The sequence below is a fragment of the Streptomyces parvulus genome, from assembly GCF_014648855.1.
Taxonomy (GTDB): domain Bacteria; phylum Actinomycetota; class Actinomycetes; order Streptomycetales; family Streptomycetaceae; genus Streptomyces; species Streptomyces parvulus.
On the sequence record NZ_BMRX01000006.1, the window covers coordinates 26,548 to 41,213 of the forward strand.

Sequence of the window (14,666 nt, forward strand, 5' to 3'; positions counted from 1 at the left end):
GCGTGATCGCCCGGGACCGGCCCGCATACGATGAGCGGACGTCTTGTCCCGCCCACACCGGATAGGTCCTGCCGATGAGCCTTCCCCTCAGCGCCGCCCAGTTCGCCACCCTCGCCGCCGAGGGCGGCGAGGAGCACAGCGGCAACCACGAGAGCCTCAGCCCCTACGTCACCGGCATCGGCGCGTTCCTCGCCCTGATGCTCCTGCTGTGGATCACCACCCGGTTCAACCGCGACCGCTGAGCACCGCCGGCCGTGGGGGCGGCCGGGGTGCCCGGAGCGGGCCGGTAGGGTCTGCACGCATGGGAGAGCAGGACACGCCTACCGCCCCGGCGCACACGCCGGGGCGCGGCACGCAGAACGCGGTGCCCGCCCGCGCCGCCGGTCCGGGCAACGCCCCGTCGTCGCCGGGCAAGCGCCGCCTCGGCGTCATGGGCGGCACCTTCGACCCGATCCACCACGGGCACCTGGTGGCGGCCAGCGAGGTCGCCGCGCAGTTCCAGCTCGACGAAGTGGTGTTCGTGCCCACCGGACAGCCGTGGCAGAAGAGCCACCGCGTGGTGTCCGCGGCCGAGGACCGCTACCTGATGACCGTGGTCGCGACCGTCGAGAACCCGCAGTTCTCCGTCAGCCGCATCGACATCGACCGCGGCGGCCCCACCTACACCGTGGACACGCTGCGCGACCTGCGCGCCCTCAACCCGGACGCGGACCTGTTCTTCATCACCGGCGCCGACGCCCTCGCCCAGATCCTCACCTGGCGCGACAGCGAGGAGCTGTTCTCCCTGGCGCACTTCATCGGCGTCACCCGGCCCGGCCACACCCTCACGGACGCGGGACTCCCCAAGGGCGGCGTCTCGCTCGTCGAGGTCCCGGCCCTCGCCATCTCCTCCACGGACTGCCGGGCGAGAGTCGCCAAGGGCGATCCCGTCTGGTACCTGGTGCCGGACGGAGTCGTGCGCTATATCGACAAACGCCAGCTGTACCGCGGCGAGTGAACCGAGAGGGGCACCGGTGAACGACGGATACGACGCGGGACACGGCGGCGACGGCCCGTACGAACTGGTCGGCTACGACGAGTACGGCCGCCCGGTCTACCGCCACGCCCAGGCCGCACCCGGCGGGCAGCAGCAGTACGACCCGTACCAGCAGTATCAGCAGCAGGGCTACGGCTACGACCCGTACGCCCCCGCGGACGGCGGGCAGACCGCGCAGCGCCCCTACGACCCGTACGACCCCTACGGCTCCGGCGCCGGCTACGACACCGGGCAGCAGCCCCCCACGCCGGACCACGGCTCCCACGGCTATCCGCCCGCCGCACCGCAGCAGCCGTACGACCCCTACGGCCCGGCCGCCACCAGCGGCCCGCAGCCCAGGGTCGCCGAGCAGACCGCGCACATCCCGCAGCAGGCGGGCCCGCGCGAGGAGCAGCGGGCGCCGGCACCCGCCGACGGCGACCGGGACTACCGGACCGAGCAGTTCGCCTTCGTCGAGGAGCCGGCCGCCGACTCCGAGGACGTCATCGACTGGATGAAGTTCACGGAGAACCGCACCGAACGCCGCGAGGAGGCCCGCCGGCGCGCACGCACGCGTGTCGTCGCCCTCGTCGTCACCCTGGCCCTGGTCGCGGCCGGCGGCGTCGGCTACCTCTGGTACGCCGGAAAGCTCCCCGGCATGTCCTCCTCCGACGACAAGACCGGCTCCGCGACGGCGGCGGGCGCCCAGAAGCGCGACGTGATCGCCGTCCACCTGCACGACACCAAGGGCGGCGGCACCTCGACCGCCCTGCTCGTCGACAACACCACCACCAAGCAGGGCACCGCCGTCCTGGTGCCCAACGCGCTCGCCCTGACCGGCGACGACGGCAGCACCACCACGCTCGCCCAGTCCGTCGACGACCAGGGCCCCGACGCCACCCGCACGGCCCTGGACTCCTCCCTCGGCACCGACATCGAGGGCACCTGGCGCCTGGACACGCCCTACCTCCAGATCCTCGTCGACCTGGTCGGCAACATCGAGGTCGACACCGACGCCGACGTCGCCGACCCGGAGGCCAAGGACAAGGGCGCCACCCCGCTGGTGCGCAAGGGCGAGGGCCAGACCCTGAGCGGCAAGATGGCCGTCGCCTACGCCACGTACCGCGGCAAGGGCGAGTCGGCCGACACCCAGCTGCAGCGGTTCGGGCAGGTCATGCAGGGGGTGCTGCGCAAGCTCTCGTCCGACCCGCAGGCCGCGACGACCACCGTCCAGACCCTCGGGCTGATCCTCGACCCGCCGCTGACCGAGAACGACCTCGGCTCCTTCCTCGCCGGGCTCTCCGACCGCGCCAAGGGCGGGGACTTCAGGACCACGCTGCTGCCCGTCCAGCAGGGCGGCACGCTCAGCGCCGAGACCAGCGACAGCGTCGTCAAGGACGTCCTCGGCGGCACCGCCAAGAGCCCCGACGAGGACGCGGCCGTCAGCGTCTCCGTCCGCAACGCCACCGGCGAGGAGGACCGCACCGGCAAGGCCCGCGTCGTCCTGCTCAACGGCGGCTTCACCTTCCTGTCGGGCGGCACCGCCTCCGGCACCGAGGCCGCCTCGAAGGTCGTCTACGCCGACGCCGCCGACAAGGAGAACGCCGTCGAGGTCGCCAAGACCCTGGGCCTGCCCACCGACGCCGTCGCGCAGGGGAAGACCACCGCGAACGCACGGGTCTCGGTGGTGCTCGGCCAGGACTACGAACCGGCGTCGTAGGGGAGGGCGCCTCGTCGCGTGGGCCGCCACCGGCGGTCGTGAGACCCTTGAGGTCAACCGACCGCCGACCCGAAAGCCAGGCAGTGACCGCGACCGACCGCTCCATCGAACTCATCAACGCCGCCGCCCAGGCGGCGGCCGACAAGCTCGCGCACGACATCATCGCGTACGACGTCAGCGACGTGCTGTCGATCACGGACGCCTTCCTGCTGGCCTCCGCGCCCAACGACCGCCAGGTCAAGTCGATCGTCGACGAGATCGAGGAGCGGCTGAACAAGGACCTGGGCGCCAAGCCGGTCCGCCGCGAGGGCGACCGCGAGGCCCGCTGGGTCCTGCTCGACTACGTCGACATCGTCGTCCACGTCCAGCACAGCGAGGAGCGCGTCTTCTACGCCCTGGAGCGGCTGTGGAAGGACTGCCCCGAGCTGGAGCTGCCCGCCGACGCCAAGGAGACCCGCGGCAAGGCCGAGGAGCACGCGAAGCTCCAGGCCGCCGAGGAGGCGACGGAGACCGACGGGGACTGGCGATGAGCGCCACCGGCGAGGTCGCGGCGGGCAGGCCGGGCCGCGGCAGGCGCGTCATCCTCTGGCGCCACGGCCAGACCTCGTGGAACGTGGAGCGCCGCTTCCAGGGCAGCACCGACGTCGAGCTGACCGCGACCGGCGTCGCCCAGGCCCGCCGCGCGGCCGAGCTCCTGGTCCACCTGCGGCCGGACGCCATCGTCGCCTCCGACCTGGTGCGGGCCGCGGACACGGCCGCCGAGCTGTCCGTGCTCACCGGCCTCGAGGTGACCCTGGAGGAGGGCCTGCGGGAGACCTACGCGGGCGTCTGGCAGGGCCTGACCCACGAGGAGATCATCGCCCGGCACGGCGAGGAGTACGCGGCCTGGAAGCGCGGCGAGCCCGTGCGCCGCGGCGGCGGAGAGCTGGAGACCGAGGTCGCCGACCGCGCCGCCCCCGTCGTGCTGCGGCACGCCGAGAAGCTGCCCGAGGACGGCACCCTCGTCGTGGTCAGCCACGGCGGCACCATCCGCACCACCATCGGCCGTCTCCTCGGCCTCGATCCGCGCAGCTGGGAGAGTCTCGGCGGGCTGACCAACTGCTGCTGGTCGGTCCTGGGCGAGGGCGCGCGCGGCTGGCGCCTGCTGGAGCACAACGCCGGCACGCTGCCGGAACCGGTGCTCGGCGACGACGTCTGAGCGACGGGCGGCGGCCCCGGTACCCGGATTTCACTTTCCGGCAGGCCACAGGCTAAAGTTCTTCTTGTTCGCCCCGCCGAGCGGGACGAGAGACCATGCGGCCCGGCCGCGTGGGACCAGGGGCTATAGCTCAGTTGGTAGAGCGCCTGCATGGCATGCAGGAGGTCAGGAGTTCAATTCTCCTTAGCTCCACAGCCCACGGACGAATCCCGTCCCCCTCGGGGGGCGGGATTTTTCGCATCCGCACGCTTGAGCAACCTGGCTCCCAGGGGCGTATACCCCTGTGGGCCTCCGTGTCCGGACTGGTACTGAGGCGTCGCTGACCGTATTGGCCCGGTCGTGGCAGAATCAAACGGCCGGAAGGGGACCGCGACCCGACGGGAGGGAGTGGCGATGCCTGCGAGCATCCGCGAGGAGGTCGGCCACCTCCTCGGCTCGGCGGTGGCGCGGAACACACTCACCCGCCTGCACTGCCCCTCGTGCGGTTCCGGGCACGTCGCCCAAGTCCTGGGCGACAACGGCGGGATCTCCTACGTGTGCACGGCCTGCGGCCACAGCTGGAGCTGATCGATGGGTGCACACAGGCGGAAGTGCGACTGGTGCGGCAGCGGCACGCCGATCGTGCGCGACATGGAGCCGCTCAACCCGGACTACCAGTACTGGTGCGAGGAATGCGCGCGGGCGCTGATCATAAAGGGCGACCCGATCGAGACGTACCGCGAACTGGAGGGTGAGCCGATCTACGGCCGGCTCCTGGAGGAGCACTGCACGCTCAAGCGGTTCTACTCGTTCGTGACGGCCTAGGGCGAACCGGACGGATCGGAAACGATTTGGTGTTGGGCCCGGTGGACCGTGTAATGTTGGCGTCGCCGCCGGGGAAACCGGGCGGATGAAGGGCAAGGGGCTATAGCTCAGTTGGTAGAGCGCCTGCATGGCATGCAGGAGGTCAGGAGTTCAATTCTCCTTAGCTCCACAGGAAAACCCCCCGGATCGTGATCCGGGGGGTTTGTTCGTGCGTCCGGGGCCCTCGTCAGCGGCCGAGCGCCCGGCGGCCGCGGCCCTGGGAGAGCACCGGCAGGTTGGTCCGCGAGGCCGGCACCGGTCCGCGCAGGTCCTCCTCGATCCGCAGGGCCAGTGCGGGGCAGCGGCGCACCGCGCGCACCGCCTTGGCCTCGGCGAATCGCGGCACCTCGGCCTGCGCGACCGTCGGGAAGCCGTCGGCGCCCAGCTGGAAGACCTCCGGGAGGATGTCCGCGCACAGCCCGTGGCCCCGGCACAGCGTCCAGTCGACGTAGATCTTCTGGCGGCTGGGGCCGTTCGCCTCGTCGCCGCCGGGGACGCCCGTGGGCGCCATGCCCCCCTCGAAGAGCGGCAGCACGCCCTCCACGGGCCGTCCGCAGCCGTTGCCGAGGACGTGGGCTGCGAGGTCGTCGGTGAACGCGCCGACGGTGGACTCCAGGAACATCGCGGAGCCGTCCGGGTGCGAGCAGGCGCCGCGCCGCTTCACGTTCCGCGCGACCTGTTTGACGGCCTCCAGGGCGGCCGGGCCGCCGCCGTTCAGGATGTCCTCCAGACCGCGCGCCGCGGCGGGCAGACCGAGGTAGCAGGGACCGCACTGGCCCGCGCTCTCCTGCGCCAGCCACTGGGCCACCCGCAGGGACTCGCCCAGCGGGCAGGTGTCCTGACCGATCGGCAGGATCGCGCCCGCGCCGAGCGAGCCGCCCACCTGCTGAAGGGAGTTGCGGGAGACGATCGCCTCGTCGACGCTCGCCGCGTCGATCCACTTGCCGTGGTAGCCGCCGGTGAGCACGCCCTGCGGCACCGGCGGGGCGCCGGCCAGCTGCAGGACGTAGCGCAGCGGCACGCCCGTCGGCACCTCGATCACCATCGGCCGGGCGACCGCGCCGGAGACGGTGAGCATCACGGTGCCGGGCTCGTCGTACAGGCCGGTGTTGCCGTAGCGCTCGGGGCCGATGCGGGCGGCGATCGCGAGCTGGGCGAAGGTCTCGGCGTTGGACAGCAGGGTCGGCGCGCCGCCGACGCCGCTCTTCGAGGCGCTGACCTTGCGGCCGGGCGGGATCGCCGGGCCGCCGTCGATCGAGCGGATCAGCGAGGCCGCGGCGCCGGTCACCATGCGGACCGGGTTGCGCTGCACGCGGGCGCGCAGGGCGGAGCGGCGGCCGTTGCTGAGGCCGCGCTCGGCGAGGGCGGCCTCCATGGAGCGCTGGGTGGACTCGCGGGTGACCCCGATGACGAGCGTGCGGGCGCCCATCGCCTCGGCGCACAGCAGCGCGCCGTCCAGGATCAGGTGCGGGGCGCGGTTGATGAGCACCGTGTCCTTGCGGCAGGCCGGTTCGTCCTCACTGCCGTTGACGACCACGACCGGCCGTACACCGCGCTTGATCGCCGCCTCGGCGACCGAGCGCAGCTTCTTGTGGAAGGGGAAGCCCGCGCCGCCGCGGCCCTTCAGGCCGATGCGCTCGGAGAGCTGCGCGAGCTGCTCCCCGCCCATCGGTTCGAGCGGGCCGTGCACCTTGAGATGCATCGGCAGGTCCAGGCGCTCGACAAGGTCGAAGCCCGACGTGAGCTGGGGAAGCCCGACGACGCGGACTTCCGGGACGTCGGGCAGGGCCTCGTTCACTTGAAGCCTCCGGAAGGCGTGTTCCAGGGTTCGCCCGCACCCGGTGCGCCGAAGTCGTAGTCCGACGAGGGCGCACCGCGCGGGGGCGTACCGGGGGCTGGTTCATTGGCGGGACCGCTGTTGTACGTGTCGTCCGGGTAGTACGTGTCGTAGACCGCGTTCGTCTCAGCGGTGTCGTACACGTCACTCGACCCGTATCCGGAGGCGCCCGGATTGCCGTAGACCGGGATGGTGTGTCCCGTGTCGTTGAGCGGGTCGTAGGCCGACGGGGGCGCCTCGCCGACCGGGGGCGGCGAGGGGATGGGCCAGTTGCCCGAGGTGCTGGCGCCGCTGTCCACGAGGGGCATCGCCTCGGTGGGGCGCATGTCCGGGGGCAGGCTGTGGGATCCGGTGCCGTCGGCCGTCAGCGGTGCCCGGCGGGCGCCCGGGGGGCCGGAGACGGCGCGGTAGGCGGCCGCGAAGCCGCCGGCGGGCTGGGGCGGGGCCATGCGCTCCGCGGTCTCGTACAGCGGGCCGGACCCGCCGCGCCCGCGTCCCGCCCGGGGCCGGTCGTAGCCGGGCAGCGCCGCGGGGTCGGTCCCGCGGGTGCGCTCCTCCCGCCACTCCTCGCGGACCGGCCGCTCTCCGGTCCCGAAGACGGCGGCGATCCGGTCGGCGACCCGGCGCTTGACGGGGCGGGGGGCCGCCCGCAGGGCCAGGGCGCCCATGACGCCCAGTACGGACAGGCCGTACAGGATCGTGAACACGGGCTTCGCCGCGCGACCCGCGTAGAGCCCGTGCAGCAGGGCCATGCACCACGCCGGGTAGGCCAGCATGTGCATGGCCCGCCAGCGGGAGGCCACGGGGGACGCCGAGGCGAAGCGGTTGCGCAGGGCGCCGGTGACGCCCACGAAGATCATGAGCATGCTGGCCAGGGTGCCGAAGCCGATCAGGACGGCCCGGCCGCCGAAGGCCTCGTCCTCCGTGGCCAGTAGCCCGAAGGGCAGGACCGCGGCGACCCACGTCGTGTGGTCCAGGGCCAGCTTGACGCCGATGTGGACCAGGAGGAACACGACCGAGGCGACCGCGGTGGTCCGGTGCACGGCCTGGGCCAGGATGCGCTGCCGGGTGTCGAGGACGATCCGGTCCTGGGCGAGGAGTCCCCAGATCACCGAGCAGCTGAGGAAGACGAGCGAGAGGACGCCGGCGCCGAAGTTGAGGAACTCGGCGAAGGTGTCGTCGGCCGTGCTGTCGTTCGTCATGACGACGGGCCTCCCCACGGCAGGGACGCGCGGGGAGGCGGCGGACTGGTGTCGTGCGCGGGGAGCGGAAGGCGGATCGGGGGAGGATTCATGGGGGCGACTCCGGAGCGGTTCGGGAAAGCGGTCCCGGAGCGGCACTCTAAGTGGCGTCCGTACCCGTGGGTACGAGGTTTGAGTTATTGCGTTGTTATCAAACGACCGTGCGCTCGTAGGGTTGTCCCTTTACTGGTCGTTACGCGAAGTAACCTTTGACCTTGGTTCAGGTTCGACGGGCGCGGCCGGCGGCCGGAAGGCGCGTCGCGGCGCGATCGGCGACTGCGGTACCCTGACGCCATGCGTGCCGTACGCCTTCTGCTTAGCGAGCCGCGCTGATCAGTCCCGACCCCGGTCACAGCCCGGTGGCCGGAATCGGCGCGGCGTCCCCTCCTGTGCGAGGGGATTTTTCATTTCCAGGCATCCGCAGCCACTGGTCTTGAAGGTCGCAGCCGCTGGCAGAGACGATCGATGGAGCTTTGAGGATCATGAGCGAGACGAACCCCGCGGCGACCGCCCCCGTGTCGGCGGACGCCGCGCCGCACCGCTACACGGCCGCCATGGCCGCCGACATCGAGGCACGCTGGCAGGACTTCTGGGACGCCGAGGAGACGTACGCGGCGCCGAACCCCAAGGGTGACCTGGCGGGCGATCCGGAGCTGGTCGCCCGGCCCAAGAAGTTCATCATGGACATGTTCCCGTACCCGTCCGGTGCGGGCCTGCACGTCGGCCATCCCCTGGGCTACATCGCCACCGACGTCTTCGCCCGCTTCCAGCGGATGACCGGCCACAACGTCCTGCACACCCTGGGTTTCGACGCCTTCGGACTGCCCGCCGAGCAGTACGCGGTGCAGACCGGCACGCACCCGCGCGTGTCCACCGAGGCCAACATGAAGAACATGGTGAGCCAGCTGCGCCGGCTGGGCCTGGGCCACGACAAGCGCCGCTCGTTCGCCACGATCGACCCCGAGTACTACAAGTGGACCCAGTGGATCTTCCTGCGGATCTTCAACTCCTGGTACGACGAGGAGGCGGGGAAGGCCCGCCCGATCGACGAGCTGGTCGCCCGGTTCGCCTCCGGCGAGCGTGAGGTCCCGGGACACGCCGGACGCGCCTGGAGCGCGCTGAGCGAGGCCGAGCGTGCCGACGTCCTGGGCGAGTTCCGCCTGGCCTACGCCTCCGACGCGCCCGTCAACTGGTGCCCCGGGCTGGGCACCGTGCTGGCCAACGAGGAGGTCACCGCCGACGGCCGCTCCGAGCGCGGCAACTTCCCCGTCTTCAAGTCGAAGCTGCGCCAGTGGAACATGCGCATCACCGCCTACGCGGACCGGCTGCTGGACGACCTGGACGAGCTGGACTGGCCCGAGGCCATCAAGCTGCAGCAGCGCAACTGGATCGGCCGCTCCGAGGGCGCGCGCGTCGACTTCCCCGTCGACGGCGAGCGCATCACCGTCTTCACCACCCGCCAGGACACCCTGTTCGGCGCCACCTACATGGTGCTGGCGCCCGAGCACCCCCTGGTCGAGAAGTTCACCCCGGCCGCCTGGCCCGAGGGCACCCACCAGGTGTGGACCGGCGGCCACGCCACCCCGACCGAGGCCGTGGCGGCGTACCGCGCGCAGGCCGCCTCCAAGTCCGACGTCGAGCGCCAGGCCGAGGCCAAGGACAAGACCGGCGTCTTCATCGGCGCCTACGCCACCAACCCGGTCAACGGCGAGCGGGTCCCGGTCTTCATCGCCGACTACGTGCTGATGGGCTACGGCACCGGCGCGATCATGGCCGTCCCGGCGGGCGACCAGCGCGACTTCGAGTTCGCGCGCGCCTTCGAGCTGCCGATCCGCTGCGTGGTCGAGCCGACCGACGGCCGCGGCACCGACCCGGCGACGTGGGAGAACGCCTTCGGCTCCTACGAGGCGAAGATCATGAACTCGTCCAACGGCGAGATCAGCCTGGACGGCCTGGGCGTCGCCGACGCCAAGGAGCGCATGACCGAGTGGCTGGAGCGCACCGGCACCGGTGAGGGCACCGTCAACTTCCGCCTGCGCGACTGGCTGTTCAGCCGCCAGCGCTACTGGGGCGAGCCCTTCCCGATCGTCTACGACGAGGACGGCATCGCGCACTCGCTGCCCGAGTCGATGCTGCCCCTGGAGCTGCCCGAGGTCGAGGACTACTCGCCGCGCACCTTCGACCCGGAGGACGCCGACACCCGCCCCGAGACGCCCCTGTCGCGCAACGAGGACTGGGTGAACGTCACCCTGGACCTGGGCGACGGGCGCGGCCCCCGCCGGTTCCGCCGCGAGACCAACACCATGCCCAACTGGGCCGGCTCCTGCTGGTACGAGCTGCGCTACCTGGACCCGCACAACTCCGAGCGGCTGGTCGACCCGGAGATCGAGCAGTACTGGATGGGCCCCCGCGAGGGCCTGCCGCACGGCGGCGTCGACCTGTACGTCGGCGGCGCCGAGCACGCCGTGCTGCACCTGCTGTACGCGCGCTTCTGGTCCAAGGTGCTGTTCGACCTGGGGCACGTGTCCTCGGCCGAGCCGTTCCACAAGCTGTTCAACCAGGGCATGATCCAGGCCTACGTCTACCGGGACGCCCGCGGCATCGCGGTGCCGGCCGCCGAGGTGGAGGAGCGCGACGGCGCCTACTACCACCAGGGCGAGAAGGTCTCCCGGCTGCTGGGCAAGATGGGCAAGTCCCTGAAGAACGCGGTCACCCCCGACGAGATCTGCGCCGAGTACGGCGCGGACACGCTGCGCCTGTACGAGATGGCGATGGGCCCCCTGGACGTCTCCCGGCCCTGGGACACGCGCGCGGTGGTGGGCCAGTTCCGGCTGCTGCAGCGGCTGTGGCGCAACGTCGTCGACGAGGACAGCGGCGAGGTGACCGTCACGGACGTCCCCGAGTCCGACGTCGACACGGACACGCTGCGCGCCCTGCACAAGGCCATCGACGGCGTCCGGCAGGACCTGGAGGGGATGCGGTTCAACACCGCGATCGCCAAGGTCACCGAGCTGAACAACCACCTGACCAAGGTGGGAGGCCCGGTCCCGCGCACGGTCGCCGAGCGCCTGGTGCTGCTGGTCGCGCCGCTGGCCCCGCACGTCGCCGAGGAACTGTGGCGCAAGCTGGGGCACACGGACTCCGTGGTGCACCACGACTTCCCGGTGGCCGACCCGGCCTACGTCGTCGACGAGACCGTGACCTGCGTCGTGCAGATCAAGGGCAAGGTCAAGGCGCGGCTGGAGGTCGACCCGGGCATCTCCGAGGGCGACCTGGAGAAGGCGGCGCTGGCCGACGAGAAGGTCGTGGCCGCGCTGGGCGGGGCCGGGATCCGGAAGGTGATCGTGCGGGCGCCGAAGCTGGTGAACATCGTTCCGGCGTGAGGCGACGGGCGTGCGGCTCGTGAGGCGACGGGCGACGGGCGTGCGGCTCGTGAGGCGACGGGCGTTCGGCCCCGGCGCGTATCGGATGTGCTGCTTCCACCGGGTCTCGGGGTGATCCCCTAGGGGCGCCCCGAGGGGTGGGTGCGGGCAGGTTCGGGGTTCCGCCGGAACCCTGGGCCTGCCCGCTGCGTTTACCGTGGAAGAGCGGCACGGGAGTGCCGCGGACCGCCGGCGCGCGGGCCGGACGCTCGGAGGAGGAGCTTCGTGGAAGTAGCGATCACCGTCTTCGCCCTGCTCTTCCTGCTCGCGGTGGTGCTGGGCGTCTACGCCACGGTGAAGGCGGTCGGCGCGGCCAAGCGCAGCGTGGACCGGGGCATCACGCAGGCCCGGCGCACGGTCGAGGACCACACCCTGCGCGCCAAGTCCCTGGTGCAGCCCGGTCCGGCCGGCGAGCTGGCCCAGCTGCGGCTGAGCCTGCGCACATCCATGCGGGCCACCCAGGACACGCTGCACGCGCGCGTGGCCGAGGACGAGTCCCTCAAGGAGTCCCTGGCCCTCTTCGAGCGGCTGAGCGCCCACGGTTTCGAGCTGGACGCTGAGCTGCGGCGGCTGGAGTCCGAGCCGGACCGCGCGACGCTCGCCGCGCTGCTGCCCTCGCTGCGCGAGCGTACCGAGCGGATCACCCGCTCGGCGGAGTCCCTGCGCTGGGCGGCCCGCGACCGCGCCCGCCGCTTCGCCGACGACGACCTGGACTCGCTGAGCGCGCAGATCGACGTCGAGGCCGGCGCCCTGCGGCACTGGACCGAGACGGAGCCCGCCGCGGCCCCGCCGCCCTGGCCCGAGCCGCCGGCCGCCGACGCGCCCTCCGCCCGGCAGAGTTGGCCCGAGCCCCCGGCCCAGGCGCCCGCCGAGGAGGCGACGCGCCCCGCCATCGACGCGCCGGGGCCGAACCCGGTGTACCCGTGGCAGAAGAAGGCCCGCCCGGAGAGCACGACCTGACGACGGCCGAGTGAACGCCCGGTCACCGGGGCCGGGCTGCCGGACGGACACTACGGCAGGTAACCTCCAGCTCATGTCCCGCCATGTCGCGATCGTCACCGATTCAACGGCCTACCTTCCGGCCCGGACGATGGAGCGGCACGGCATCACCGCGGTCCCCCTGACCGTCGTCCTGGGCGACCGGGCGCTGGAGGAGGGGACCGAGATCTCGACCCGCTCCCTGGCCCAGGCCCTGCAGAAACGCCGTCCGGTCACCACATCCCGCCCCAGCCCCGCCGTCTTCGCCGAGACCTACCGGCGGATCGCCGAGTCCGGCGTCGACGGCATCGTCTCGCTCCACCTCTCCGCCGAACTGTCCGGCACGCACGACGCCGCCGTCGTCGCCGCACGCGAGGCGCCGGTTCCGGTGCGTGTGGTGGACACCGGGATGATCGCGATGGCCCTCGGCTTCTGCGCCCTCGCCGCCGCGGACGCGGTGGAGGCGGGCAGCACCGTGGACGAGGCCGTCACGGCCGCCGAGAAACGGGCCGCCGGGACCTCCGCCTACTTCTACGTCGACACCCTCGACTACCTGCGCCGCGGTGGCCGGATCGGGGCGGCCCAGGCGCTGTTCGGCTCCGCGCTGGCCGTGAAGCCCCTGCTTCAGCTTCACGGCGGCCGCATCGAGCCACTGGAGAAGGTGCGTACGGCGTCCAAGGCGATCGCGCGGCTGGAGGAGATCGCCGCCGACCGGGCGGGCAGCGCGCCCGTCGACATCGCCGTCCACCATCTCGCCGCCCCGGACCGGGCGTCGGCCCTCGCCGACCGGCTGCGGGAGCGGGTGCCGGACCTGGCCGACCTGCACGTCAGCGAGGTGGGCGCGGTGATCGGGGCGCACACGGGGCCGGGGTTGCTGGGGGTTGTGGTCTCGTCCCGCTGAGGGGGTTGCGAGGTGGGGCGGGGCTGGGAGGGCTGGGCTGGGGCGTCGGGCGTCGGGCGTCGGCCGTTCGGGGGATGGAGTTTTCCACAACCCGTGGGTAATCCACGGGAATTGACCATGATCGTCGCGGCTGCGGCGAGCTGTCGCATCCTCGGCGCATGGCACTTCGATCACACTCTCGCTCACCGTCACCTACGGCGTCCGCGACCAGCGGCCCGGGTCGCGCACCGGCGTCCGACGGGCGCCTCCGCCACCGCCGCCCACCCCGTTCCCACGCGCGGCACGGACGCCGGCGGGTCCCCACCGAGGAGCTTCGGCGGCGGGCGGAGGCGTTGTTCGCCGAACGGGCTGAACGGGCCGAATCAGTTGATCAGGTCGATCAGGCCGATCAGGTCGATCAGGTCGGATCGGCTGGATGGGCAGGACGGGCGGGACGGGCAGGACGGGACGGATCTCCGGGAGTGGCGGGCAAGGGGCCGCCGCGGTACGGCGGGAGTGGGGAGCGCTGGGATGCCGGGGGAGGCCTGAGGGAAGCGGCGGGAGGCCCTGGGCTCGCGGGAGGCTCGGGGTCCACGGGGGACTTGGGGCTCGCGGGCGATTCGGGGCTCGCGGGGGACTCCGGGTCCCCGGCGGTGGCTGCCGACAATCCCGGGATGACCTGGCGGGAGCGGTCGGGTCAGGCGCTACGGGAGCGGATGCCGGTCTGGTTGCAGGCGCGGTGCGGGCTGGAGCGGCGCAGTGCGGCCGCGCTCGCCGTGCTGCTCGTCGTCGCGGCGCTCTTCGCCGTGCAGCACTTCTGGAGCGGCCGCACCCAGCCCGTGGCGGCGCCCGAGGTGGTGCGGGAGGCGGCGGGCCACCGGGCGCCGGACGAGGTCAAGGCCGGGGCCGGGGCGGTGGCCGGAGGGGCGGCGCCGACGGCGGGGGCCGAGATCGTGGTGGACGTCGGCGGCAAGGTCCGAGAGCCCGGCGTCCATCGTCTGCCGGCCGGGTCACGGGTCGCGGACGCCCTGCGGGCCGCCGGAGGCGTGCGGGACGGGGCGAAGACCGACGGACTCAACCGGGCGCGCTTCCTGGTGGACGGCGAGCAGGTTGTCGTGGGCGCTCCGGTCCCCGCCGCCGCGGGGGCCGCGCCCGGCACGTCCGGCGCCGCGGGCACCGGTGGGAGCGGAGGGATCGCGGCGGCCGTACCCGGGGCGCCGGTCTCCCTGAACACGGCGACCCCGGACCAGCTCGACACCCTGCCGGGCGTGGGCCCGGTGCTCGCCCAGCACATCATCGACTACCGCACGCAGCACGGCGGTTTCCGGTCCGTGGACGAGTTGCGCGAGGTCAACGGCATCGGCGAGCGCCGCTTCGCCGACCTGCGGAATCTCGTGCGGCCATGAGTACGGACGTCTCCACGGGGCGGCCCGCGGATTCGAGCGCCGCTCCACCGGGAGACCTCGTCGACGAGGCCGAGGGGATCGACGAGGCCGAAGGAATCGGCGACGCCGGACGAGCGGAAGGGACCA

Annotated in this window: 13 protein-coding genes and 2 tRNA genes; 13 read left to right on the forward strand and 2 right to left on the reverse strand. The window is 72.6% G+C overall.

The annotated features are described in order from the left end of the window. The first annotated feature begins 74 nt into the window (after positions 1–74). The 9 genes from IE108_RS12270 (at position 75) to IE108_RS12310 (ending at position 4,906) form a co-directional block, all read left to right on the forward strand. Entirely contained in the window at positions 75–242 is a 168-nt protein-coding gene (locus IE108_RS12270) for a hypothetical protein (RefSeq protein WP_107420146.1), read from the forward strand. A gap of 59 nt (positions 243–301) precedes the next feature. Next, a complete protein-coding gene (nadD, locus tag IE108_RS12275) occupies positions 302–997 on the forward strand; it encodes a nicotinate-nucleotide adenylyltransferase (protein WP_064727843.1) in 696 nt (231 codons plus the stop codon). 16 nt (positions 998–1,013) lie between these two features. Next, on the forward strand, positions 1,014–2,735 hold the full coding sequence (locus IE108_RS12280; protein WP_064727842.1) for a LytR C-terminal domain-containing protein: 1,722 nt from the start codon (positions 1,014–1,016) through the stop codon (positions 2,733–2,735). Positions 2,736–2,818: 83 nt separating this feature from the next. After that, on the forward strand, positions 2,819–3,265 hold the full coding sequence (gene rsfS / locus IE108_RS12285; protein ID WP_064727841.1) for a ribosome silencing factor: 447 nt from the start codon (positions 2,819–2,821) through the stop codon (positions 3,263–3,265). Continuing rightward, positions 3,262–3,933 (forward strand): histidine phosphatase family protein, encoded by a 672-nt coding sequence (locus tag IE108_RS12290; RefSeq protein WP_064727840.1) that lies wholly within the window; start codon positions 3,262–3,264, stop codon positions 3,931–3,933. Before rsfS ends, IE108_RS12290 begins: the two co-directional genes overlap by 4 nt. A gap of 119 nt (positions 3,934–4,052) precedes the next feature. Further along, a tRNA-Ala gene (locus IE108_RS12295) sits at positions 4,053–4,125 on the forward strand. A gap of 201 nt (positions 4,126–4,326) precedes the next feature. Further along, entirely contained in the window at positions 4,327–4,500 is a 174-nt protein-coding gene (locus IE108_RS12300; protein WP_107420145.1) for a hypothetical protein, read from the forward strand. 3 nt (positions 4,501–4,503) lie between these two features. Continuing rightward, complete coding sequence (locus tag IE108_RS12305) at positions 4,504–4,737, forward strand: hypothetical protein (RefSeq protein ID WP_019523121.1); 234 nt, start codon at positions 4,504–4,506, stop codon at positions 4,735–4,737. Between the two features lie 96 nt (positions 4,738–4,833). After that, positions 4,834–4,906 (forward strand) — tRNA-Ala (locus IE108_RS12310). 57 nt (positions 4,907–4,963) lie between these two features. Here IE108_RS12310 and IE108_RS12315 read toward each other — a convergent pair. Together IE108_RS12315 and IE108_RS12320 are read right to left on the reverse strand one after the other, a co-directional pair. Then, the gene (locus IE108_RS12315) at positions 4,964–6,574 is read right to left on the reverse strand and encodes an NADH-quinone oxidoreductase subunit NuoF family protein (RefSeq protein ID WP_064727839.1); all 1,611 of its coding nucleotides are present in this window, start codon (positions 6,572–6,574) and stop codon (positions 4,964–4,966) included. Next, positions 6,571–7,815 (reverse strand): ferric reductase-like transmembrane domain-containing protein, encoded by a 1,245-nt coding sequence (locus tag IE108_RS12320; RefSeq protein ID WP_064727838.1) that lies wholly within the window; start codon positions 7,813–7,815, stop codon positions 6,571–6,573. Before IE108_RS12320 ends, IE108_RS12315 begins: the two co-directional genes overlap by 4 nt. Positions 7,816–8,336: 521 nt before the next feature. Here IE108_RS12320 and leuS point away from each other — a divergent pair. The 4 genes from leuS (at position 8,337) to IE108_RS35395 (ending at position 14,540) form a co-directional block, all read left to right on the forward strand. Further along, the gene (gene leuS, locus IE108_RS12325) at positions 8,337–11,237 is read left to right on the forward strand and encodes a leucine--tRNA ligase (protein ID WP_064727837.1); all 2,901 of its coding nucleotides are present in this window, start codon (positions 8,337–8,339) and stop codon (positions 11,235–11,237) included. Positions 11,238–11,501: 264 nt separating this feature from the next. Then, complete coding sequence (locus tag IE108_RS12330; protein WP_064727836.1) at positions 11,502–12,236, forward strand: hypothetical protein; 735 nt, start codon at positions 11,502–11,504, stop codon at positions 12,234–12,236. Between the two features lie 73 nt (positions 12,237–12,309). After that, the gene (locus IE108_RS12335) at positions 12,310–13,155 is read left to right on the forward strand and encodes a DegV family protein (RefSeq protein ID WP_064727835.1); all 846 of its coding nucleotides are present in this window, start codon (positions 12,310–12,312) and stop codon (positions 13,153–13,155) included. Positions 13,156–13,808: 653 nt separating this feature from the next. Next, positions 13,809–14,540, forward strand: coding sequence for a ComEA family DNA-binding protein (locus tag IE108_RS35395; protein ID WP_107420415.1), 732 nt, complete (start codon positions 13,809–13,811; stop codon positions 14,538–14,540). The last annotated feature ends 126 nt before the right edge of the window (positions 14,541–14,666 follow it).

Excerpts from the sequence above, each read along its gene's own strand:
- nadD (WP_064727843.1), top strand. The coding sequence starts at position 302 with ATGGGAGAGCAGGACACGCCTACCGCCCCGGCGCACACGCCGGGGCGC.
- IE108_RS12300 (WP_107420145.1), top strand. The coding sequence starts at position 4,327 with ATGCCTGCGAGCATCCGCGAGGAGGTCGGCCACCTCCTCGGCTCGGCG.
- leuS (WP_064727837.1), top strand. The coding sequence starts at position 8,337 with ATGAGCGAGACGAACCCCGCGGCGACCGCCCCCGTGTCGGCGGACGCC.
- IE108_RS35395 (WP_107420415.1), top strand. The coding sequence starts at position 13,809 with ATGACCTGGCGGGAGCGGTCGGGTCAGGCGCTACGGGAGCGGATGCCG.
- IE108_RS12335 (WP_064727835.1), top strand. The coding sequence starts at position 12,310 with ATGTCCCGCCATGTCGCGATCGTCACCGATTCAACGGCCTACCTTCCG.
- IE108_RS12270 (WP_107420146.1), top strand. The coding sequence starts at position 75 with ATGAGCCTTCCCCTCAGCGCCGCCCAGTTCGCCACCCTCGCCGCCGAG.
- IE108_RS12305 (WP_019523121.1), top strand. The coding sequence starts at position 4,504 with ATGGGTGCACACAGGCGGAAGTGCGACTGGTGCGGCAGCGGCACGCCG.
- IE108_RS12290 (WP_064727840.1), top strand. The coding sequence starts at position 3,262 with ATGAGCGCCACCGGCGAGGTCGCGGCGGGCAGGCCGGGCCGCGGCAGG.
- IE108_RS12320 (WP_064727838.1), bottom strand. The coding sequence starts at position 7,815 with ATGACGAACGACAGCACGGCCGACGACACCTTCGCCGAGTTCCTCAAC.